This is a genomic window from Tepidimonas sp., from assembly GCF_046292505.1.
GTDB lineage: Bacteria > Pseudomonadota > Gammaproteobacteria > Burkholderiales > Burkholderiaceae_C > Tepidimonas.
Genome location: NZ_JBKBQX010000017.1, coordinates 1 through 21,343, shown reverse-complemented (window position 1 = coordinate 21,343; position 21,343 = coordinate 1). Strand labels below are relative to the sequence as shown.

Annotated in this window: 17 protein-coding genes and 2 pseudogenes; 10 read left to right on the top strand and 9 right to left on the bottom strand. The window is 68.2% G+C overall.

The genetic code is table 11. The annotated features are described in order from the left end of the window. The first annotated feature begins 156 nt into the window (after positions 1-156). Entirely contained in the window at positions 157-1,551 is a 1,395-nt protein-coding gene (gene hemN / locus ACK4TH_RS08370) for an oxygen-independent coproporphyrinogen III oxidase (protein ID WP_409624988.1), read from the top strand. 40 nt (positions 1,552-1,591) lie between these two features. Beyond that, entirely contained in the window at positions 1,592-2,263 is a 672-nt protein-coding gene (locus tag ACK4TH_RS08365) for a sulfite exporter TauE/SafE family protein (protein ID WP_068608631.1), read from the top strand. Here ACK4TH_RS08365 and ACK4TH_RS08360 read toward each other — a convergent pair. The 7 genes from ACK4TH_RS08360 to metG are packed head-to-tail and all read right to left on the bottom strand — an operon-like array spanning position 2,232 to position 10,468. Further along, positions 2,232-3,188, bottom strand: coding sequence for a DMT family transporter (locus ACK4TH_RS08360; protein ID WP_409624985.1), 957 nt, complete (start codon positions 3,186-3,188; stop codon positions 2,232-2,234). The two genes, ACK4TH_RS08365 and ACK4TH_RS08360, sit on opposite strands and share 32 nt — an antisense overlap. After that, positions 3,185-4,807, bottom strand: a complete 1,623-nt coding sequence (gene nadB / locus ACK4TH_RS08355; protein WP_409624982.1) for an L-aspartate oxidase — start codon at positions 4,805-4,807, stop codon at positions 3,185-3,187. Before nadB ends, ACK4TH_RS08360 begins: the two co-directional genes overlap by 4 nt. Positions 4,808-4,835: 28 nt before the next feature. Beyond that, the gene (locus ACK4TH_RS08350; RefSeq protein WP_409624979.1) at positions 4,836-5,684 is read right to left on the bottom strand and encodes a segregation and condensation protein A; all 849 of its coding nucleotides are present in this window, start codon (positions 5,682-5,684) and stop codon (positions 4,836-4,838) included. Continuing rightward, the gene (locus tag ACK4TH_RS08345; RefSeq protein WP_068608639.1) at positions 5,681-5,893 is read right to left on the bottom strand and encodes a DUF3460 family protein; all 213 of its coding nucleotides are present in this window, start codon (positions 5,891-5,893) and stop codon (positions 5,681-5,683) included. The genes ACK4TH_RS08350 and ACK4TH_RS08345 overlap by 4 nt, the downstream gene beginning before the upstream one ends. Before the next feature lie 35 nt (positions 5,894-5,928). Continuing rightward, positions 5,929-7,587: a SulP family inorganic anion transporter gene (locus tag ACK4TH_RS08340; protein WP_409624974.1), complete on the bottom strand. Its 1,659-nt coding sequence runs from the start codon at positions 7,585-7,587 to the stop codon at positions 5,929-5,931. A 3-nt stretch (positions 7,588-7,590) separates the two neighbouring features. After that, positions 7,591-8,337: a YoaK family protein gene (locus tag ACK4TH_RS08335; protein WP_409624972.1), complete on the bottom strand. Its 747-nt coding sequence runs from the start codon at positions 8,335-8,337 to the stop codon at positions 7,591-7,593. Positions 8,338-8,353: 16 nt separating this feature from the next. Continuing rightward, positions 8,354-10,468: a methionine--tRNA ligase gene (gene metG, locus ACK4TH_RS08330; RefSeq protein ID WP_409624968.1), complete on the bottom strand. Its 2,115-nt coding sequence runs from the start codon at positions 10,466-10,468 to the stop codon at positions 8,354-8,356. Between the two features lie 166 nt (positions 10,469-10,634). Between metG and apbC the strand changes: the two genes are divergently transcribed. After that, positions 10,635-11,726 (top strand): iron-sulfur cluster carrier protein ApbC, encoded by a 1,092-nt coding sequence (apbC, locus tag ACK4TH_RS08325; RefSeq protein WP_409624965.1) that lies wholly within the window; start codon positions 10,635-10,637, stop codon positions 11,724-11,726. Positions 11,727-11,792: 66 nt separating this feature from the next. Here the strand turns inward: apbC and ACK4TH_RS08320 are convergent, their stop codons facing one another. Together ACK4TH_RS08320 and ACK4TH_RS08315 are read right to left on the bottom strand one after the other, a co-directional pair. Then, positions 11,793-12,239, bottom strand: coding sequence for a pilin (locus tag ACK4TH_RS08320; RefSeq protein ID WP_409624962.1), 447 nt, complete (start codon positions 12,237-12,239; stop codon positions 11,793-11,795). A 447-nt stretch (positions 12,240-12,686) separates the two neighbouring features. Then, positions 12,687-14,306 carry a benzoate-CoA ligase family protein gene (locus tag ACK4TH_RS08315; protein ID WP_409624959.1) on the bottom strand — a complete coding sequence of 540 codons (1,620 nt, stop codon included), beginning with the start codon at positions 14,304-14,306 and terminating at the stop codon, positions 12,687-12,689. A gap of 215 nt (positions 14,307-14,521) precedes the next feature. On the opposite strand from ACK4TH_RS08315, the gene ACK4TH_RS08310 reads away from it, so the two are divergent. The 7 genes and pseudogenes from ACK4TH_RS08310 to ACK4TH_RS08280 all read left to right on the top strand — a co-directional run. Then, positions 14,522-15,514 (top strand): helix-turn-helix transcriptional regulator, encoded by a 993-nt coding sequence (locus ACK4TH_RS08310; RefSeq protein ID WP_409624956.1) that lies wholly within the window; start codon positions 14,522-14,524, stop codon positions 15,512-15,514. A 134-nt stretch (positions 15,515-15,648) separates the two neighbouring features. Then, a complete protein-coding gene (boxC, locus tag ACK4TH_RS08305) occupies positions 15,649-17,319 on the top strand; it encodes a 2,3-epoxybenzoyl-CoA dihydrolase (RefSeq protein WP_409624953.1) in 1,671 nt (556 codons plus the stop codon). Between the two features lie 107 nt (positions 17,320-17,426). Beyond that, positions 17,427-18,854 (top strand): benzoyl-CoA 2,3-epoxidase subunit BoxB, encoded by a 1,428-nt coding sequence (gene boxB / locus ACK4TH_RS08300; protein ID WP_409624950.1) that lies wholly within the window; start codon positions 17,427-17,429, stop codon positions 18,852-18,854. Continuing rightward, positions 18,854-20,155 (top strand): benzoyl-CoA 2,3-epoxidase subunit BoxA, encoded by a 1,302-nt coding sequence (boxA, locus tag ACK4TH_RS08295; RefSeq protein ID WP_409624947.1) that lies wholly within the window; start codon positions 18,854-18,856, stop codon positions 20,153-20,155. The genes boxB and boxA overlap by 1 nt, the downstream gene beginning before the upstream one ends. A gap of 118 nt (positions 20,156-20,273) precedes the next feature. After that, positions 20,274-20,834: a DUF3305 domain-containing protein gene (locus ACK4TH_RS08290; RefSeq protein WP_409625058.1), complete on the top strand. Its 561-nt coding sequence runs from the start codon at positions 20,274-20,276 to the stop codon at positions 20,832-20,834. Further along, positions 20,831-21,211, top strand: a pseudogene (locus tag ACK4TH_RS08285) (DUF3306 domain-containing protein); the annotation flags it as partial. The gene ACK4TH_RS08290 and the pseudogene ACK4TH_RS08285, both read left to right, overlap by 4 nt. Before the next feature lie 55 nt (positions 21,212-21,266). After that, a pseudogene (locus ACK4TH_RS08280) lies at positions 21,267-21,343 on the top strand (NADPH-dependent FMN reductase); the annotation flags it as partial.

Here is a 21,343-nt window from a genome sequence, read left to right as displayed (position 1 = left end):
ACTGTCCAATGGGGGACTGCCATGTGCGAGCGATGATAACAACCGGTCGGCGTGCCCGCTGATCTTTGTCCCGGCAGGCATTGCGGGCATCGGTGTGCAGGGGGTTTGACTCACGTCAAGAGCCCGGGGGGCGTGCTGGGGCACATTACTTACCCAATGGAGTTCACCCCTGTGAAGCACGTCATCGATGAAGCCCTGCTGCGCCGGTTCGACATTCCCGGCCCGCGCTACACGTCCTACCCGACGGCGGACCGCTTCGTCGAGGCGTTCACCGAGCGCGACTACGTCCAGGCGCTCGAGCAGCGCCGCGCCGGTTCGATGGCGCTGCCGCTGTCGGTGTATGTGCACATCCCGTTTTGCGAGTCGCTGTGCTACTACTGCGCTTGCAACAAGGTGATCACCAAGCACCACGGCAAGGCGGCGGAGTATTTGCGCTACCTCTCGCGCGAGCTGGAACTGCAGACCGACCACTTCGGCCGCGGCCACCGGGTCAGCCAGTTGCACCTGGGGGGCGGCACACCCACCTTCCTGAGCGATGCCGAATTGGCCGACCTGATGGCCATGATCCGCCGCCACTTCGAGCTGGTGCCGGGGGGCGAGTATTCGATCGAGGTCGATCCCCGCACGGTGACAGCTGAGCGCCTGGCGAATCTGCACCAACTGGGCTTCAACCGGTTGAGTTTTGGCGTGCAGGATTTCGACCCCACCGTGCAAAAGGCCGTGCACCGCGTCCAGCCGGCGGAGCAGGTGTTTGCCCTGGTCGCAGCGGCGCGAGCGCTGGGGTTCGAGTCGATCAATGTCGACCTGATCTACGGCCTGCCCCAGCAGACGCCGGAGTCCTTTCGCCACACCCTGGAGCAAGTCGAGCGCCTGCGGCCGGACCGCATCGCGCTGTACGCCTACGCGCACCTGCCGGCACGCTTCAAGCCGCAGCGGCGCATCGTCGTGGCCGAGTTGCCGAGCCCGGCCGACAAGCTGGCGATGCTGTCGCTGTCGCTGGACCACCTGAGCGCGGCGGGCTATGTGTATGTGGGTATGGACCACTTTGCCCTGCCCAACGACGCGCTGGCGGTGGCCAAGCGGCAGGGGCGGCTGCACCGCAACTTTCAGGGCTACAGCACCCAGCCCGACTGCGATCTGATCGCGCTGGGGGTGTCGGCCATCGGCCGCATCGGCGCCACCTACAGCCAGAACGCCAAGACGCTGGACGAGTACTACGACGCCCTCGACCAGGGGCGGCTGCCCATCGTGCGCGGACTGGCGCTGACGCGGGACGATCTGCTGCGCCGCAGTGTGATCATGGCCATCATGTGCCAGGGCTTGGTGGACTTCGAGTCCATCAACCTGGCCCATTTGGTGGATTTTCGTTCGTACTTCGCGCGCGAACTGGAGCAACTGCGCGCTCTGGAGCGCGACGGACTGGTGCGGGTGGATGATGCCCACTTCGAGGTCACCGCGACGGGGTGGTATCTGGTGCGGGCGATTGCGATGGTGTTCGACCGCTATTTGCAGGTCGATCAGGACCGTGCGCGCTTTTCCAAGATCATCTGATCCCCCCTGCTGCCCCGTGCGGGGCTGATAGCATGCGCCCATGCTCGCTTCCATGACGCTGTCGGCCCTGGTGATGGGCCTTGTGGGGGGGCCGCACTGCGTGGCCATGTGCGGGGCGGCGTGTGCCGGGATCGCACGGGCTGCCGCGCCCCGGTCGCGCCAGGCGCTGTGGACGTGGCAACTGGGGCGCCTGGTGGGCTACTCGGTGCTCGGCGCGCTGGCCGGCGGCACGGTACAGGGTATGGGTTGGCTGGGCCAGCAGACGGTGGTGTTGCGCCCGGTGTGGACCATGATGCACGTCGCCGCGCTGCTGCTGGGGTTGCTGCTGGTGGTGCAGGCGCGTCAGCCGGCCTTTCTGGACGGCTGGGCGCAGGCCGTCTGGCGCCGTGCCCGACCCGTGATGAGCCGGCTGGGCGCCCGCGCCCCGGCGGTGCTGGGCGTGGGCTGGGCGCTGATGCCGTGCGGGCTGCTGTACTCGGCGCTGTTGGTGGCGTCGCTGTCCGCCTCGGCGTTGGAGGGCGCGGCGATCATGGCGGCCTTTGCCGTCGGGACCATGGTGTCGCTGGTTGCCGGGCCGTGGCTGCTGCTGCGGCTGGGCGATGCCCGCTCCGGCGGTTGGGGCATACGCTTGGCCGGGCTGGCGCTGGCAGCCACATCCGGCTGGGCGCTGTGGATGGGTATCACCCAGCCGACGGGTCTGTGGTGCGCGTGATGGACCGGGTGGGCCAGGTCGCCACGATCAGGCCGAGCAGCGCGAGGCCAAAAGCCAGCCACTGCAGCGGCGTCAGCCGCTCGCCCATGAACAGCACGCCGATGGTCGCGGCGCTGATGGGCAGCATCACCGTGAACCCGCCGGCCCGCGCGGCGGAGACGTGGCGCAGCCCCGTCATCCACAGCCACACGGTCCACACGCTGGCCGCGAGGCCGTAAAACACCAGCAGCGCCCACAGCGGCGCATCCATGCGCCCCCAGTCGTAGTCCAGGGCGGCCCACAGGCCCAGTGGTGTCATCAACGCCAGCCCCCACAGATTGATGAGCGCCGCGATGCGTTTGGGACCCACCTGGGCGCTCAGCCGCTTGCCGATGACGACATAAGCGGCTTCGCAGCAGACGGCGGCCAGCACCAGCAGGTTGCCCCACACCGCGAGCGGCAGTCCCAACCAGGTGGCGCCGGCAGCTGTGGCCGTCTGCGCGGCGGCCCCCTTGTCCAGCGAGAACAGCCCGATCCCCACCGCCGCCAGCCCAATGGCGGCCAGCGCCCGCCCGTCCAGCCGCTCGCGCAGAAACAGCGCGGACTGCAGCGCCACCACCGCCGGGATGGCCGCCATGATCACCCCGGCCGCGCTGGCGGTGGTCAGGCTCACGCCATACAGCATGCAAATGGAAAACAAAAAATTGCCAAGCAGCCCCTGCAGAAACAGCAGCGCGTGCGTGCGGCGGCCGGGGGGCGCCTCGTGCGCGGGGCGGCGCACCCAGTGCGCCATGGCCGCGGCACCGATCAAGTAACGCAGCCACGCCAGCAAAAACACCGGCATGGCCGCGACCAGCGGCTTGGACAGCGCCACGTAGCTGCCCACCAGCGCCATGCTGGCGGCCAGCGCGCCGTAGGCCGTCCAGGGGGTGCGCGAGGGCGTCATCGGGGGTCGGGTACCAGGATGGTGGGACGGGCTTCGGGCAGGGTGTAGGGGTAGTCGCGGCTGTAGTGCAGGCCGCGGCTCTCCTTGCGCTGCTGGGCCGAGCGCACGATCAGGTCCGCCACCTGCACCAGATTGCGCAGCTCCAGCAGGTCGCTGCTGACGTGGAAGCGGGCGTAGAACTCCTGGATTTCGGCCTGCAGCAGCGCGATGCGGTGGGCCGCGCGCTCCAGCCGCTTGTCCGTGCGCACGATGCCGACATAGTCCCACATGAAGCGGCGCAGCTCGTCCCAGTTGTGGCTGATGACGACCTGCTCATCCGCATCGATCACCCGGCTGTCGTCCCAGGGACGCGCGGCGATGGGGGCGGGGTGGGGGTGGGCCACCATGTCGCGTACCGCCGCGCGCGCAAACACCATGCACTCGAGCAGCGAGTTGCTGGCCAAGCGGTTGGCGCCGTGTAAGCCGGTGTAGCTGGCCTCGCCGACGCAATACAGGCCGGGCAGGTCGGTGCGGGCGCGCAGGTCGGTGACGACACCGCCGCAGGTGTAGTGCGCCGCCGGCACCACGGGGATCGGCTCGCGCGTGATGTCGATGCCCAGTTCCGCACAGCGCTTGAGGATGTTGGGGAAGTGCTCGTGCAAAAAGGCCGGCGGCTGGTGCGAGATGTCTAGATACACGCACGGGATGCCGTGCTTTTTCATCTCGAAGTCGATCGCGCGCGCCACGATGTCGCGCGGGGCCAGTTCCGCGCGCGGGTCGTGGTCCGGCATGAAGCGGCGGCTGCCGAGGTGCGGCGGCAGCTTCAACAGGCCGCCTTCGCCGCGCACCGCCTCGCTGATCAAAAAGCTCTTGGCCTTGGGGTGGTACAGGCAGGTCGGGTGGAACTGGATGAACTCCATGTTGGCCACCCGGCAGCCGGCGCGCCACGCCGCGGCGATGCCGTCGCCGGTGGCGGTGTCGGGGTTGGAGGTGTAGAGGTACACCTTGCCCGCGCCGCCGGTGCACAGCACGGTGTGCGGCGCCGCGAACACCTCCACCCGGTCGGTGGCCACGTCCAGCACATAGGCACCCAGCACGCGCCGGGGCAGCTCGCGGCGCTCGGCGTGGCGGTCGCTCAGAATCAGATCCACCAGCGCGTGGGTTTCGAACACGTCGATGTTGGACGCCGCGCGCACCCGCTCGATCAGCGTGTGCTGCACGGCCGCGCCGGTGGCGTCGGCCGCGTGCACGATGCGGCGGTGGCTGTGGCCGCCTTCGCGCGTCAAGTGCAGGCCGTCGCCCTCGACGGTGAAGGGGGTGCCCAGCTCGCGCAACCAGGCGATGGCTTCGGGCGCGTGTTCGACGGTAAAGCGCGTCGCCTCCGGCTCGCACAGGCCGGCTCCGGCGACCATGGTGTCGTCGATGTGGTCCTGGAAGCTGTCGCCCTCCGCCAGCACCGCGGCGATGCCCCCTTGCGCCCAGCCGCTGGAGCCGTCGGTGATCGAGCGCTTGGTGACGATGGCGACCCGCCAGCTCGGCGGCAGCAGCAGCGCGGTCGTCAGGCCGGCCAGGCCGCTGCCGATGATCAGCGCGTCGTAGACGTGGTGGGCCGAGGCGGCTGTGAGTGGGGAAGGGTTCATGGCGGTGGCGGGTCCGGTGCGGGGCGGCTCAGGACGGCACGTAGGCGAGCCGGACGTAGATGGGGGCGTAGGCTTCGGCCTGGGTCAACTCGATCAGGTGCTCCTTGGCCAGTTCGAGCATGGCAATGAAGGTGACGATGGCGACCGGCACGCCGCGCGCCGGATCGAACAGCTCGCCAAACTCCACGAAGCGGCGGCCTTGCAAGGCGCGCAGCACCAGGCTCATGTGCTCGCGCACGGACAGCGCCTCGCGCGTGATGGTGTGGCGCTGCACCAGTCGGGCGCGGCGCAGGATGTCGCGCCAGGCGGCGCGCAAATCGTCCACCGACACCTCCGGCCAGCGCGGCGCCAGCGACTGCTCGATGTGCACCTGCGCGCGCCAGAAGTCCCGCCCCAGTTGGGGCAGCGCGTCCAGGCTGCGCGAGGCGAGCTTGATCTGTTCGTACTCCAGCAGCCGGCGCACCAGCTCGGCGCGCGGGTCCTCCGGCTCGCTGCCGTCCGCCGTGGGCTTGGGCGGCAACAGCATGCGCGACTTGATCTCGATCAGCATGGCCGCCATCAGCAGGTACTCGGCCGCCAGCTCCAGATTGCGCGCGCGCACCTGCTCCACATAGCCCAGGTACTGGCGCGTCACCTCGGCCATCGGGATGTCCAGGATGTTGAAGTTCTGCCGACGGATCAGATACAGCAGCAGGTCCAGCGGGCCCTCGAAGGCCTCGAGGAAAACCTCCAGCGCATCCGGCGGGATGTACAGATCCTGCGGCAGCGCGAACAGCGGCTCGCCGTATAGGCGCGCAATGGCCACCTGATCGATGACCTCGGGCTGCGCGGTCACCGCGTCGGGCCCCGGGGGCAGTTCGGCCGGCGGGCCGCTCACTTCAGCGACGGCTCGGTCTGGTAGACGTAGGGTTTTTGCGGGACGCGCGCGCGCTGCGCCTCGCGCCAAAAGTCGCGGTCCTGCGGGCGGTCCCACAGCAGGGCGCGGCCGGCGCGCTGCTCGGCCTCCAGCGCGGGCTTGCTGCGCTTGAGCGATTCGATGAACTGGGTGGCGTCGGAGACGTAGTCGGGCAGACCAAGCGGGTTCATGGGCGTTCTCGTGGGCGTCGCGTCAGCCCGCGATTTTAGGCCGCCGGGGGCAGGGGGGACCAGCCGCCCAGCCGCGACAGAAAGCCGGTGCGCCGCATCAGCGACAACGGCTGTTCGTGCAGATGCTCGATGACCAAGCGGCCGCCGCGCCGCTCGATGGCGTCGTGCAAGCCGGTCAGTGCGTCCAGCCCGGTGGTGTCCAGCAGCATCAGGTGACGCGCATCCAGGTGCACCTGCACGCCGGCCTCGGCCGCTTCCACGGCCTGGATCAGGGGGTCCAATTTGGTGACGGCACCAAAGAACAACGAACCGTACAGATGCGCCTCGATCCGCTGCGGCCCGGTCTGATGCAGCGTGACGCGAAACAGGCTGCTTTGCCGCCGCACGAACAGCACCACCGCCAGCACCAAGCCCAGTTCCACCGCCACCGTCAGGTCGAACACCACCGTCACGGCAAAGGTGCTCAGCAGCATCAGGCGGTAGTGGTGGCTGAAGTGTTTGAGGCGAGCAAACTCGTGCCACTCACCCATGTTCCACGCCACGAACAGCAGGATCCCTGCCAGCACCGCCAGCGGCACGTGGCGCGCCAGGGGCGCGGCCAGCAGCACGATGGCCGCGAGCGTCGCTGCGTGTACCATGCCGGCAACGCCGCTGGTGGCGCCGCTGCGGATGTTGGTGACCGTGCGCGCGATGGTGCCGGTGGCCGGCATGCCGCCGATGAACGGCACCACCGCGTTGGCGATGCCCTGCGCCATCAGCTCTTGATTGGGGTCGTGCTTGCGGCCGCCATGCAACTGATCGGCCACCCGCGCGCACAGCAGGGACTCAATGGCCCCCAGCAGCGCGATGGTCAATGTCGGCGTGACGAGCTGGCGCACCGTTTGCCAGGACACATCGGGCCACGCCAGCGCGGGCAAAGACTGCGGAATGCCTCCAAAGCGGCTGCCGATCGTCTCCACCGGCCACTCCAGCGCCCAGGCCAGCAGCGATAGGGTGACCAGCGCCACCACCGGCGCCGGCAGGCGCGAGGTGGCGCGCAGCGCACTGACGCCCTCCAGCGTGTCCAGCCGCTGGCGAAAGGCCGAGTCCGTGGCCCACAGCCGCGGCCACACGAACAGCCCCAGCACGCACAGACCCGCCAGCGCCACCGCGTAGGGGTTGACGGTGGACAGCGCCCCACCCACCGCGTGCAGGATGCCGAAAAAGTCCGCTGGCATCTTGGTTACCTGCAGCCCCAGCGCGTCGCGCAACTGCGACAGCCCGATCAGCACCGCAATGCCGTTGGTGAAACCGATGACGACGCTGACCGGCACGAAGCGCACCAGCACCCCCAGGCGCAGCAGCCCCATCACAAACAGCAGCACCCCCGCGCACAAGGTGGAGACGAGCAGTCCCCCAACGCCGTGGCGTTCGACGATGCCGTAGACGATGACGATGAAGGCCCCCGCCGGCCCGCCGATCTGCACCGACGTCCCGCCAAAGGCGGCGATGATGAAACCCGCGATGATCGCCGTCCACAGCCCGGCTTGCGGGGGCAAGCCACTGGCGATGGCAAAGGCCATCGCCAGTGGCAGAGCGACGATCCCGACGGTCAGCCCGGCGCCGATGTCTTTGAGGAGGCGGTCCCGGCTGTACTCACGCAAGTCCTGTTGCAAGCGGGGCTGAAACCGGGCGAGCGGGGGCAGGTTGGCCATGCCTCATGTTACCGTTTTTTGCCGAACTGCCCAGTCTTGGAGGATGGGCCGCCAGATCAGCAACAACAGCATGGCGGCCAAAGGCAAGGTGCTCGCGTAACCAATGTACTTGAAGCCCAAGGCCCCGAGAACGGCGCCCCCGAAAAAACTGGCAATCATGCGGATTTGCAGCCGCAGCTTGTCCCGGTTGGCCAGCACGGGCGCCTGCTCCGGGTGGCGGTTGACGTAGAGCAGCTTACCCAGTTCGATGCCCAAGTCTGTGATCAAGCCGGTCAGGTGGGTGGTCCGGATTTCGGCTTTGGAGATTTTGGTGATGACGGCGTTTTGCAGCCCCATGATGAAGCACAGGAGGATGACCGTCAACGGCAAAAACAGACCGTAAAACAGGTCCAGTACCGCTCCGAAGACGCCAAACAGCAGCAGCGCCATGGCCTCCAGCAGCAAGGGCAGGCCAAACGCGCTGCGCAGGGATCGGCGCAGGCCCCAGTTCACGATCCACGCGGTCGTCATGGCCCCCGCCAAAAACGCCAGCAGGGAGCCGATGCCGGCGATCACCAAAATCCATTCACCCAAGACGATGTTGTCGGCCACGGCAGAGACCACCCCCGTCATGTGCGAGGTGTACTGACCCACTGCCAAAAAACCACCGGCGTTCGTCGCGCCGGCCACAAAAGCCAGGGTCAACCCCAAGCGCACGTTGGCTTTGCGCGTCCGATGGACGTCCACCCAGCCGCGCAGTTTGGGGTGCATGGCGGGCCAGTTCGCTTCACCGCACCCGCATGCCCGGCTCGGCGCCGGCGTGCGGCTCTAGGATGAACAGGCCCGGGTGCGTCTGGCCGTCGGCGTGGCTGGCGGCCAGCACCATGCCTTCGCTGACGCCGAACTTCATCTTGCGCGGGGCGAGGTTGGCCACCAGCACCGTCAGCTTGCCGACGAGCTGCTCCGGCGCGTAGGCCGAGGCGATGCCGGAGAAGACGTTGCGCGTGCGGCCTTCGCCGACGTCCAGCGTCAGCCGCAGCAGCTTGCTGGAGCCTTCGACGCGCTCGCAGGCGACGATGCGTGCGATGCGCAGGTCCACCTTGGCGAAGTCGTCGATGGAGATCGTCGGCGCGATGGCCTCGCCGCCCGGCTGCGGCGCGCCTTCGGCGGCCGGGGCGGGCGCGTCGGGGGCCGGCGCCGGCGGCGGCTCGAACAGCGCCTCCAACAGCTTGGGATCGACGCGCTGCATCAGGTGCTCGTAGGGGGCGATGGCGTGTCCGGGGCCGAGCGGCCGCGCGGCGTTGGCGAAGTCCAGCGGCGCGCAGCGCAGGAAGGCCTCCACCCGCTCGGCAGTGGCCGGCAGCACGGGCTTGAGCATCGCCGTCAGCACCCGGAACGCCTCGATGCAGGTGGTGCAGACGTCGTGCAGCCGGGCGGCGAGTGCCGGCTGCTTGGCCAGCTCCCACGGCTTGTTCTGGTCCACGTAGGCGTTGACGCGGTCGGCCAGCGCCATCACCTCGCGCACCGCCTTGCCGTACTCGCGCTCGGCCCACAGCTCGGCCACCGCCGGCAGCGCGGTCTGCAGCGCATCCAGCAGCGCATCGCCGTCGGGCGAGACGGCGCCCAGGCGGCCGTCGAAGCGCTTGGTGATGAAGCCCGCCGCGCGCGAGGCGATGTTGACGTACTTGCCGATCAGGTCGCTGTTGACGCGGGCGACGAAGTCCTCCGGGTTGAAGTCCACGTCCTCCACGCGCGGGTTGAGCTTGGCCGCGAGGTAGTAGCGCAGCCACTCCGGGTTCAGGCCCAGGCGCAGGTAGCGCAGCGGGTCGATGCCGGTGCCGCGGCTCTTGCTCATCTTCTCGCCGCTGACGGTGATGAAGCCGTGCACGAACACATGCGTCGGCGTCTTGCGGCCGGAAAAATGCAGCATCGCCGGCCAGAACAGCGTGTGGAAATAGGTGATGTCCTTGCCGATGAAGTGGATCTGCTCCACCGCCGGGTCGGCGACGAACGCCTCGAACGTCTGCGTCGTGCGCGACGGCGCGTGCCAGTGGTTGGCCGCCTGGCCCTTGTCGAAGTGGTTCTTGAGGCTGGCCAGATAGCCGATCGGCGCGTCCAGCCAGACGTAGAAGTACTTGCCCGGCGCGTCCGGGATCTCGATGCCGAAGTAGGGCGCATCCCGGCTGATGTCCCAGTCGCCCAGCCCCCCGCGGCCGTCCTCGTCCTTGGTGAACCACTCGCGGATCTTGTTGACCACCTCCGGCTGCAGCCGGCCGGGCGCGGAGGTCCACTCCTCCAGGAACTGCACGCAGCGCGGGTCGGACAACTTGAAGAAGAAGTGCTCCGACTGGCGCAGCTCGGGCGTGGCCCCGGACAGCGCCGAGCAGGGGTTTCTCAGCTCGGTGGGCGTGTAGACGGCGCCGCAGGCCTCGCACGCGTCGCCGTACTGGTCGGCCGCGCCGCAGCGCGGACACTGGCCCTTGATGTAGCGGTCGGGCAGGAACATGCCCTTGACCGGGTCGTAAAACTGCTCGATCGTGCGCACCTCGATCAGACCCGCGGCCTTGAGCGCCCGGTAGATCGCCTGCGCCAGCTGGTGGTTTTCCGGCGCGTCGGTGCTGTGCCAGTTGTCGAAGCGGATGTGAAAGCCGTCCAGATAGGCGGCGCGGCCGGCGGCGATGTCGGCGACGAACTGCTGCGGCGTCTTGCCGGCCTTCTCGGCCGCGATCATGATCGGCGCGCCGTGCGCGTCGTCGGCGCCGACGAAGTGCACCTCGTGCCCCAGCAGCCGCTGCGTGCGCACCCACACGTCGGCCTGGATGTACTCCATGATGTGGCCGATGTGGAAGTGGCCGTTGGCGTAGGGCAGGGCGGTGGTGACGAAGAAACGGCGCGAGGGCATGGAGCGGTCCTGTAACGGTCCTGTATGGGCGGACAAGTCCGGGATTCTAATGAGGACACTGCGCGCGCCGGGGCGAGCGCCCCGTGTGCGAGCCGCTAGACTCGCGCCATCGGACATGGCCCCAACGCGGCCCCAGAGGGGCCCAACCTTTGGAGACTGCACCCCCATGAGCGTCAACCAACAAGCGCTGCTGCAAGCGCTGCAAGCCGTCGTCGATCCCAACACGGGCAAGGATTTCGTCACCACCCGTGCCCTGAAAAACCTGCAAATCGCCGGGGGCGACGTGGCCTTTGAGGTGGAGCTGGGCTACCCCGCCAAAAGCCAGCTGGCCGATCTGCGCCGTGTGCTGGTGACCGCGGCCCGCAGCGTGCCCGGGGTGGACAACGTGTCCGTGCAGATCAACACCCGTATCCTGGCGCATGCCGTGCAGCGCGGGGTGCAACTGCTGCCGCAGGTGAAGAACATCATCGCCGTCGCCTCGGGCAAGGGCGGGGTGGGCAAAAGCACCACCGCCGTCAACCTGGCGCTGGCCCTGGCAGCCGAGGGCGCGCGCGTGGGCGTGCTGGATGCCGACATCTACGGCCCCAGCCAACCCATGATGATGGGCATCGAAGGCCGGCCCGAAAGCCTGGATGGCAAAACCATGGAGCCGCTGGAAAACTACGGCTTGCAGGTCATGTCCATTGGTTTTTTGGTGGACAAGGACGAGGCCATGATCTGGCGCGGCCCCATGGCCACGCAGGCGCTGGAACAGCTGCTGCGCCAGACCAACTGGAAGGACCTGGACTACTTGGTGGTGGACATGCCCCCGGGGACCGGCGACATTCAATTGACCCTGTCGCAACGGGTGCCCATCACCGGCGCGGTGATCGTGACGACGCCGCAGGACATTGCGCTGCTGGACGCGCGCAAGGGCATCACCATGTTCCAGAAGGTGGGGGTGCCCATCCTGGGCATCGTGGAGAACATGGCCGTGCACGTTTGCCCCAAGTGCGGCCATACGGAACACATCTTTGGCGCCGACGGCGGCAAGCGCATGGCGGCCGAGCTGGAGGTGGCCTACCTGGGCGCGCTACCGCTGAACCGCAGCATCCGCGAACAAGCCGATGCCGGCCGCCCGACGGTGGTGGCCGACCCGGATGGCGACATCGCGGCGCTATACAAGGCCGTGGCGCGGCAGGTGGCCATCGCCGTGGCCGCGAAGGCCAAGGATTATTCCAGTAAGTTCCCGACGATTAAGATCAGTCAGGGGACGTGAGAAAAAAGAACCTTCTTTTCGGAAGGTTCTTTTTTATATTGAGAAAACGAATGTAGATGTCAAAAATCAAGTGCCATCTGAACAGCCGCTAGGATAAAAAGAATCCTTCCAGCCGGCGGGTCTGTTCGAGATAGTGCAGCTCCAAGTCCCGTCGGAGTTCCGCCCCAACTTGATTACTGCAGCATTGACCGCAGCGTTTGAATTTTGTAGAGTGCATTGCAGCGCGGCGGGTTGAGCTCCGTTATTGCCGGGTGCATTAACTGCCATCGTGCAGCGCTTAGTTGTACTTGCAAGTCCCATGTTGGAAACAGTATAATAAGCTGCTAGCTTCCCTTCACTCACAGCGACTTCGTAATTCGTTCTTGCGCCGGAGATCTCTGCAAGACCGGTTGCAACTTGCGATCGAGCGACATAGTCCTGATATGCTGGCAGCGCCACCGCTGCCAGAATGCCGATGATCGCCACGACGATCATCAGCTCGATGAGCGTGAAGCCCTGTTGAACACGTTTCATGGTTTCAACCTCCAGTGTTGGACACGATGGCCCCGCGGTCGGCGGGGTCAGGCTCATCGTAGCACCATCCGTGCCAGCCGCAGCCGCGCGGCGGGGTTGCCTCGGGCGGCCGTGGCGCGGGCGCGACGCGGCGGGGCCGCGTGGGCGGTGGCACATCAAGATTTGACGTCAAAACTTGATGTTCAGCGCCGACAGCAGCCGATACGGTCGAGTGCCGGTGCGCGTCCTTACGCAGGCGGTCGCAGGTGGGCAGCCGCGAGCCGGCGGCGCCGTTGACCATCCGCAGGTGGCGCGGATGACAGGTCGTTCCATTTTGGGTGGTGTCAAGCACCCAGTGCAACAGCGGATTTACTGAAGGGCGTCGATGGCTTGTGTGACCTTCTTTTGCGTGGCCTGGTAGATGGCGAACGGCGGTCGCCCCGTTGTGTGGTACCCATCGGGGGGCAGTCAGCTGGCGGGAAGCGCTGCCTCCCTCTCCCGCAACCGAAAGCGCTGGATCTTGCCGGTGGCGGTCTTGGGCAGCTCGGGCACGAATTCCACGTACCGTGGGTATTTGTAGGGCGCCAGGTGGGCTTTGCAGTGGGCCTGGATGTCTTCGGCGGTGGCTTGTGCGCCTGGGCGCAGCACGATGAAGGCCTTGGTCTTGGTCAGGCCGTCGGCGTCGGTTTTGCCGATCACGGCGGCTTCCAGCACCGCGGGGTGGCGCACCAGTGTCGCCTCCACTTCGAACGGCGAGACGTAGATGCCGCTGACCTTGAGCATGTCGTCGTTGCGCCCCGCGTAGATGTAGCGGCCGCTGGCGTCGCGCGTGTATTTGTCGCCGGTGCGCGTCCAGGCGCCCTGGAAGGTCTCGCGCGATTTGTCGCGGTTGTTCCAGTACATGAGCGCGGCGCTGGGGCCGCGCACGTAGAGGTCGCCGATGTCGATGGAGCCGTCCGGGTTGGCGGGCAGCGGGCGGCCGTCTTCGCCGCGGATCTCCAGCTCGTAGCCGGGCACCGGGGTGCCGCTGGTGCCGTAGACGACGTCGCCGGGGCGGTTGGAGCAGTAGATGTGCAGCATCTCGGTGGAGCCGATGCCGTCGATGATTTCGGCCCCGAAGTGCGCGGTCCAGCGCTCGCCGATGTCGCGCGGCAGCGCCTCGCCGGCGGAGGAGCACAGGCGCAGGGCCACCTGCTCGCGCGGCGGCAGGTCCGGGTGGGCGAGCATGCCGCCGTAGCCGGTGGGCGCGCCGTAGAACACGGTGGGGCGTTGACCCGCCAGCGTGGGCGTGCGCCCGGTCAGGCGGGCGAACACCGCCGGCGGGGTGGGGCGTTCGGCCATCAACACCACCGACGCCCCTACGCTGAGCGGAAACGTCAGCGCGTTGCCCAACCCGTAGGCGAAGAACAGTTTGGCCGCCGAAAACACCCGGTCGCGGGCCGTCAGGCCCAGCACGGGGCGGCCGTACAGCTCGGCCGTCCAGTAGAGGTTGGCGTGGGTGTGCACCGTGCCCTTGGGGCGGCCGGTGGAGCCAGAGGAGTACAGCCAGAAGGCCGGCTCGTCCGCAGCGGTGTCGGCGGGGGCGCCGTCCGGCGCCTGCAGCGCCAGCCAGACGGACCACGGGTGACAGGGCACACCGGCCGCGTCGGCGGGCAGGTGGTCGCCGGGGTGCGAGACGACGATGTGCCGCACCTCATGCGCGCCGGAGTCGAGCGCCTGCGCCAGCGTGGGCAGCAGCGGGGCGGACACCAGCGCCGACTGGGCCCGCGCGTGCCGCAGTTGATAGGCATAGTCGTCGGCGGTCAGCAGCGTGTTGACGGCGACGGGCACCACGCCGGCATACAGACAACCCAGAAAGCCCACGATCCAGTCGGCGCTGTCGTGCATCAGCAGCAGCACGCGCTCTTCGCGCCGCAGATCCAGGGCGCGCAGGCCCGCCGCACAACGGCGCACGCGCTCGGCGAGTTCGCCGTAGGTGACGGTCTCGTGGTCGTCGATGAGGGCCGTGCGTTCGGGCCAACCGGCATTCAGGGTCAACAGGTGCGCGGCGAAGTTGAACCGTTCTGGTGGGGGCAGGGTGGCGGACATGGCGGGGTCTCCTCGGTCGTGGGGTGGTTGTGCGGGGTACATGCAGCGGTATGCTGTTCAGTCCCCGGGAATGCGGGTATAAATGCACGATCGTGCCTGTGCCGCAGTATGCACTAAACTGCATGTTGTGGTGGATCGATAGACTTGGGGTTTTCCCGATTCGATGCGGTCGATGGACGGGCCGAGCTGCCAATTCAACCCCCCACGAGAACGACATGTCCCCCACGTCTGACGCCTTGCGCTCGCCCGAACCCCTGACCGAGGCGCGGCCGGATGCGGTGTTGCAGCTCACCTTGCCCGTGGGCACGGAGCCCGAGGCGGACCCCGCCGGGGGTGAGCCGCGGGTGCCGTTTCTGGTGGCGTTGGGCGAGCGTGTGCGCACACTGCGCTCGCGCCGCGGGATGACGCGCAAGGCGGTCGCCCTGGCGGCCGACGTGTCGGAGCGGCACTTGGCCAATCTGGAGTACGGGGCGGGCAATGCGTCCATCCTGGTGTTGTTGCAGGTGGCGCGGGCCTTGCAGTGCTCGCTGGCGGAGCTGCTGGGCGATGTCAGCACCTCGTCGCCGGAGTGGTTGCTGATCCGCGAGCTGTTGCAGGGCCGCGACGAGGGCGAGCTGCGGCGCGCCCGCCTGAAGCTCGCCGAGCTGTTTGGCTCCACCGGGGTCGATGCCACGGGTCGCCAATCGCGCATTGCGCTGATTGGTTTGCGCGGCGCGGGCAAGTCCACGCTGGGCCGGCGGCTGGCCGAAGCGCTGGGCTATCCCTTCATCGAACTGAGCCGCGAGATCGAGCAGTTTGCCGGTTGCAGCATCAGCGAAATCCACAACCTGTACGGCGCGACCGCCTACCGGCGCTACGAACGCCGGGCGCTGGAGGAGGCGATCCAAATCTATCCCGAGGTGGTGATCGCCACGCCGGGCGGCCTGGTGTCGGACTCCACCAATTTCAATCTGCTGCTGCAGCACTGCACGACGGTGTGGCTGAAGGCCGACCCGGTCGATCACATGCGTCGCGTGGCGGCCCAGGGCGACCTGCGTCCCATGGCCGCGAGCGCCGAGGCGATGGAGGACCTCAAGCGCATCTTGGCCGGGCGCTCGGCCTTCTATTCCAAGGCCGATTTGACCGTGGACACCAGCGCGCAGCCGCTGGAAGAGACCTTCATGCGCCTGCGCGACGGTGTGTACGCGCTGCTGCGCCGCGAAAGCTGACCGGCTCTACGGGTTTGTCCTAGTCCACGGACGCCGTGGCGGGGCTTGTGCGGGCTGATGATATGCACTATGATGCACATCAAGCATGCAGCGAAATGCATGTTGATGCATTCCCCCGAACGCAGGACCCCGCCATGACCCAGAATCCCAACACCAACCCGGTCGTCGATTACCAGACGCACCCGACCCAGTACCGCCATGTGCGCCTGAGCGTGGAGGGGGCGATCGCCACCCTGGCGCTTGACATCGACGAAGACGGCGGGCTGCGGCCGGGTTACAAGCTCAAGCTCAACAGCTACGACCTGGGTGTGGACATCGAGCTGCACGATGCGCTCAACCGCATCCGCTTCGAGCACCCGCAGGTGCGCACCGTGGTCGTGACGAGCCTGAAGGATCGGGTGTTCTGCTCCGGCGCCAATATCTTCATGCTCGGTCTGTCCAGCCATGCGTGGAAGGTGAATTTCTGCAAATTCACCAACGAGACGCGCAACGGTATGGAGGATTCCAGCCGCCACGACGGCCTGAAGTTTTTGGCCGCGCTCAACGGCGCCTGCGCGGGGGGCGGCTACGAGCTGGCGCTGGCCTGTGACGAGATTCTGCTGGTGGACGACCGCTCCAGCGCCGTGAGCCTGCCCGAGGTGCCGCTGCTGGGCGTGCTGCCCGGCACGGGCGGGCTGACGCGCGTGACCGACAAGCGCAAGGTGCGCCACGACTTGGCCGACATTTTTTGCACCAGCGTCGAAGGGGTGCGCGGCCAGCGTGCCGTGGACTGGCGGCTGGTGGATGCGGTGGCCAAGCCGGCGGTGTTTGCCCAGGCGGTGCGCGAGCGCGCCGAGCGGCTGGCCGCCCAGAGCGACCGTCCGACCGACGCGCGCGGGGTGGCCTTGCCGCCGCTGCAGCGCACGTTCGGCCCCGACGGGGTGACGTACCGGCATGTCGAGGTGGCGATCGACCGGGCCCGGCGCGTGGCGACGCTGACCGTGCGCGCGCCGGCCGTGCCGCAGCCCACGGACAGTGCGGGCATCGAGGCCGCCGGCGCCGACTGGTGGCCGCTGGCCATGGGCCGGGAGCTGGACGACGCCATCCTGCACTTGCGCACCAACGAGCTGACGATTGGCACCTGGGTGCTGCGCACCGAGGGTGACGCGGCGGCGGTGCTGGCCTGCGACGACGCGCTGCAGGCGCATGCGGGCCATTGGTTCGTGCGCGCCACCACCGGGCTGCTGCGCCGGGCGTTGGCGCGGTTGGACGTGTCGTCGCGCAGCCTGATCGCGCTGTTGGAGCCCGGGTCGTGCTTTGCCGGCACGCTGGCCGAACTGGCCCTGGCCGCCGACCGCAGCTACATGCTGGTGCTGCCCGATGCGCCCGAGCGCGCCCCGCGCCTGGCGCTGCACGACGCCAATTTTGGCCGCTACCCCATGGTCAACGACCAGAGCCGGTTGCAGCGCCGCTTTTACGACGAGGCCGCGCCACTGGCCGCGGCCCGGGCGGCAGTGGGCCGCGGGCTGGATGGCGATGAGGCCGCAGCGCTGGGGCTGGTGACCGCCGCGCTGGACGACATCGACTGGGCGGACGAAATCCGCCTGGTGCTGGAGGAGCGCTCGGCCATGTCGCCCGATGCACTGACCGGCCTGGAGGCCAACCTGCGCTTTGGTGGCCGCGAGACCATGCTCACCCGCATTTTTGGCCGCCTGTCGGCGTGGCAAAACTGGATTTTCCAGCGCCCCAATGCGGTCGGCGACAAGGGCGCGCTGAAGGTGTACGGCAAAGGCGACAAGGCCCAGTTCGATTGGAATCGCGTCTGAGCTTTTGATCGGTACGAGGCGCGAGCGCGTTGTGCGGTGGGTTTCCCGGTGGAGCCAGCCGCAACCGAACGTCAGTCCACCGCAGAAATCCGCAGCAGGAGCACACCATGTCGAGCATCAACTACAGCGAGAAGATCCCCAACAACGTCAACCTGGCCGAAGACCGCACCTTGCAGCGCGCGCTGGAGCACTGGCAGCCCAACTACCTGCAATGGTGGCAGGAGATGGGACCGGACGGTTCGCAAAACTTTGACGTCTATCTGCGCACGGCGGTTAGCGTGGACCCGCAGGGCTGGGCACAGTTTGGCTACGTCAAGATGCCGGACTACCGCTGGGGCATCTTCCTGAACCCGGCGGAGCAGGGGCGCAAGATCCACTTCGGCGACCACCTGGGGGAGGACGCCTGGCAGGACGTGCCCGGTGAGCACCGGGCCAATCTGCGCCGCATCATCGTCACCCAAGGCGACACGGAGCCGGCGTCGGTGGAGCAGCAGCGCCACCTGGGCCTGACTTGCCCCAGCCAATACGACCTGCGCAACCTGTTCCAGGTCAATGTGGAAGAAGGGCGCCACCTGTGGGCCATGGTGTATCTGCTGCACAAATACTTCGGCCGCGACGGCCGCGAGGAGGCCGAGGCGCTGCTGGAGCGCCGCTCGGGCGAGGCGGACAACCCGCGCATTCTGCAGGCCTTCAACGAGAAGACGCCCGACTGGCTGAGCTTCTTCATGTTCACCTACTTCACCGACCGCGATGGCAAGTTCCAGCTCTGCGCGCTGTCCGAGTCCGCCTTCGACCCGCTGGCGCGCACCACCAAGTTCATGCTGACCGAGGAAGCCCACCACATGTTCGTGGGGGAGTCGGGCGTGGGCCGCGTCATCCAGCGCACCTGCGAGGTGATGAACCAGCTCAAGACCGATGACGTTGGCCGTATCCGCGCCGCGGGCGTGATCGATCTGTCCACCATCCAGCGCTACCTCAACTTCCATTTCAGCGTCACCATCGACCTGTTTGGCGCCGATCAGTCGAGCAACGCGGCGACCTTCTACAGCGCGGGCCTCAAGGGCCGGTTCGAGGAGGGCAAGCGCACCGACGACCACCGCCTCAAGCACGACACCTACCGCATCCTGGACGTGGTGGACGGCCAGCTCGTCGAGAAGGAGGTGCCGATGCTCAACGCCCTCAACGAGGTGTTGCGCGACGACTACATCAAGGACTCGATGGGTGGCGTCGATCGCTGGAACCGCATCATCGAGAAAGCGGGTATCCCCTTCCGTCTGAAGGTGCCGCACAAGGCCTTCCACCGCAACATTGGCACGCTGGCCGGTGTCAAGGTCAGTCCCGACGGCCGCGTGGTCAGCGACGCCGAGTGGAACGAGCGCGTGGCCGAATGGTTGCCGACCGCCGAGGATCGTGCGTACGTGGCCAGCCTGATGGGCCGCGTGGTGGAGCCGGGCAAGTTCGCCAACTGGATCGCGCCGCCGGTCATGGGCATCAACCGCCAGCCGGTCAACTTCGAATATGTGCGGTTCAACTGATGGACGCCCCCGCCACCGTTTTGCAGCAGCACCTGATCGACCCCGAGATCTGCATCCGCTGCAACACCTGCGAAGCGACCTGTCCGATCGGGGCGATCACGCACGACAGCCGCAACTACGTGGTCGACGCGGACAAGTGCAACGCCTGCATGGCGTGTGTGCCGCCGTGCCCGACGGGGGCCATCGACAACTGGCGCGTGGTGCCGCGCGCGCGCACCTACACGCTGGCCGAGCAGCTGGGCTGGGACGAGCTGCCCGCCCCGCTGAGCGAGGAGGCCCTGGCGGCACTGGGGGGTGACGCCCAAGCCGCCGCGGCCGAGGCACAGGCGGTGGTGGAGCGCGCAGCGCAGGCGTCCGCGGCTTCGGCCACGGTGGAGCCCCAGGCGGCGGCGTTGACGGGGGCGGTGCTCGGCGCGACGCTGCCGCCTTGGTCGGCCGCCCACCCCTATACCAATCTGTACGGGCCGCGGGCGGCGCGCAAGTCGGTGCGCGCCACCTGCGTCGGCAACTTGCGCGTCACCGAGGTGGGCTCCGACTACGACACGCACCACATCGTGCTGGACTTTGGCGAGATGCCATTTCCGGTGCTGGAGGGGCAGTCGATCGGCATCATCCCGCCCGGCACCGACGCGCAGGGCCGGCCGCACCACCCGCGCCAGTACTCGGTGGCCAGCCCCCGCAACGGCGAACGTCCCGGGCGCAACAACGTGTCGCTGACGGTCAAGCGCGTGCTGGCCGACCCCCAGGGCAACCCGGTGCGCGGGGTGGCGTCCAACCACCTGTGCGACCTGCGGGTGGGCGACACGGTGGAGGTGATCGGCCCGTTCGGCAGCAGCTTCCTGATGCCCAACCACCCGAAGAGCCATCTCGTGATGATCTGCACCGGCACCGGCAGCGCGCCGATGCGGGCGATGACCGAGTGGCGCCGCCGCCTGCGTGCCAGCGGCAAGTTCGAGGGCGGCCGGCTGCTGCTGTTCTTCGGCGCGCGCACGCCGCAGGAGCTGCCGTACTTCGGCCCGCTGCAGAAGCTGCCGCGTGACTTCATCGACATCCACTTCGCCTTCAGCCGCGTGCCGGGGCAGCCCAGGCGTTACGTGCAGGACGCGATGCGCGAGGCGGCGGCGGAGCTGGCGCCGCTGTTGCAGGATCCGGACGCGTATTTCTACGTCTGCGGCCTGCGCGCGATGGAGGAGGGCGTGCTGCTGGCGCTGCGCGACATCGCCACCGGCGCCGGGCTGGACTGGGAAACGCTGGCCGCCTCGATGCGTGAGCACGGTCGGCTGCACCTGGAGACCTATTGACCGTGACGGCGGCGGGGTCGGGATTTGCGCTACATTGCGCGGCGTGGAGACCCCATCGACCTCCGTCAGCGATTCCCCCGGCGCGGCCGATCGCCCCAGCCTGCGCACGGGCGTGGTGATGCGCCGCGAGCCGGTCAGCGGCCCGATGGCGCGCTGGCAGCCGTGGCGCTGGGTGCTGGCCGATGTGCAGGTGCTGCAGGCGCCCGCAGGCGTGTCCACCGCCACGTGGCCGGTGACGGCTGGCGAGGCCGGCCCGGTGCCGCTGGAACGGGCGGCGGGTGACGCTGTTCCAGCCGGGGTGCAGCACTGGGGCTTTGCCGGTCTGCCGGTGACGCTGCACCCGGAGGACGCCGAGGGCTACCTGCTCAACGTCACCGCGCCGGCGCCGTGCTTCTGGGTGCTGTGGCGCGAGCCGGAGGCCGACGACGGCCTGCCGCAGCCGCTCATCGTCACGCTGAGCTACCACGACGCCGGCCGCTGGCTGGACGCGCAGGAGCGCGTCGACCAGGTACCGGCCCCGCCGGACGTGGTGGCGTGGCTGGCCGACTACGCCCAGCGCCACCATCGGCCGGAGCCGAAGCGCCGCGCCCGGCCGGCGAGCTTTCAGCCGCTGACCGACCGCTTCGGTCAGCCGGCGCGTATCAGCACCGGCGACATGCGCCGCGGAGGTCCGGCATGAGCACGACGGACGGCGAGGGATTCCTGTCGCGCTGGTCGCGCCGCAAGGCGCAGGCGCGCGCCGGGGTCGTCCCGCCCGATCCCCTCGATACGCTCGACCCGCGGACAGCGGAGCCGGTGCCGGCACCGGCCGCCGAACACGCCCCCCCGTCTGATGCCCGGCCTGCCGCCGAGGCACCCGCGGACCCGCCTGCACCCGCCGAGCCGCTGCCGACGCTGGAGGATGTGCAGCGCCTTACCCCCGATGCCGATTTCCGCCCGTTCGTGCGCCCCCAGGTGCCGCCCGAGGTGCGCAACGCGGCGCTGCGCCGGCTGTTTTCCGACCCGCACTTCAACCAGATGGACGGGCTGGACGTCTACATCGACGACTACTCCAAGCCCGATCCGCTGCCGGCGGCGCTGGCGCGGCGCATGGTGGCGGCGCAGTTCGTGGTGGTTCGTGCAGAAGTGGAAGGACAAGGTCTTTGCCGGCTTCACCAACAGCGCGACCATGAACGGCGACAAGCTCTC

Excerpts from the sequence above, each read along its gene's own strand:
- hemN (WP_409624988.1), top strand. The coding sequence starts at position 157 with ATGGAGTTCACCCCTGTGAAGCACGTCATCGATGAAGCCCTGCTGCGC.
- ACK4TH_RS08365 (WP_068608631.1), top strand. The coding sequence starts at position 1,592 with ATGCTCGCTTCCATGACGCTGTCGGCCCTGGTGATGGGCCTTGTGGGG.
- ACK4TH_RS08360 (WP_409624985.1), bottom strand. The coding sequence starts at position 3,188 with ATGACGCCCTCGCGCACCCCCTGGACGGCCTACGGCGCGCTGGCCGCC.
- nadB (WP_409624982.1), bottom strand. The coding sequence starts at position 4,807 with ATGAACCCTTCCCCACTCACAGCCGCCTCGGCCCACCACGTCTACGAC.
- ACK4TH_RS08345 (WP_068608639.1), bottom strand. The coding sequence starts at position 5,893 with ATGAACCCGCTTGGTCTGCCCGACTACGTCTCCGACGCCACCCAGTTC.
- ACK4TH_RS08340 (WP_409624974.1), bottom strand. The coding sequence starts at position 7,587 with ATGGCCAACCTGCCCCCGCTCGCCCGGTTTCAGCCCCGCTTGCAACAG.
- ACK4TH_RS08335 (WP_409624972.1), bottom strand. The coding sequence starts at position 8,337 with ATGCACCCCAAACTGCGCGGCTGGGTGGACGTCCATCGGACGCGCAAA.
- metG (WP_409624968.1), bottom strand. The coding sequence starts at position 10,468 with ATGCCCTCGCGCCGTTTCTTCGTCACCACCGCCCTGCCCTACGCCAAC.
- apbC (WP_409624965.1), top strand. The coding sequence starts at position 10,635 with ATGAGCGTCAACCAACAAGCGCTGCTGCAAGCGCTGCAAGCCGTCGTC.
- ACK4TH_RS08320 (WP_409624962.1), bottom strand. The coding sequence starts at position 12,239 with ATGAAACGTGTTCAACAGGGCTTCACGCTCATCGAGCTGATGATCGTC.
- ACK4TH_RS08315 (WP_409624959.1), bottom strand. The coding sequence starts at position 14,306 with ATGTCCGCCACCCTGCCCCCACCAGAACGGTTCAACTTCGCCGCGCAC.
- ACK4TH_RS08310 (WP_409624956.1), top strand. The coding sequence starts at position 14,522 with ATGTCCCCCACGTCTGACGCCTTGCGCTCGCCCGAACCCCTGACCGAG.
- boxC (WP_409624953.1), top strand. The coding sequence starts at position 15,649 with ATGACCCAGAATCCCAACACCAACCCGGTCGTCGATTACCAGACGCAC.
- boxB (WP_409624950.1), top strand. The coding sequence starts at position 17,427 with ATGTCGAGCATCAACTACAGCGAGAAGATCCCCAACAACGTCAACCTG.
- boxA (WP_409624947.1), top strand. The coding sequence starts at position 18,854 with ATGGACGCCCCCGCCACCGTTTTGCAGCAGCACCTGATCGACCCCGAG.
- ACK4TH_RS08290 (WP_409625058.1), top strand. The coding sequence starts at position 20,274 with ATGCGCCGCGAGCCGGTCAGCGGCCCGATGGCGCGCTGGCAGCCGTGG.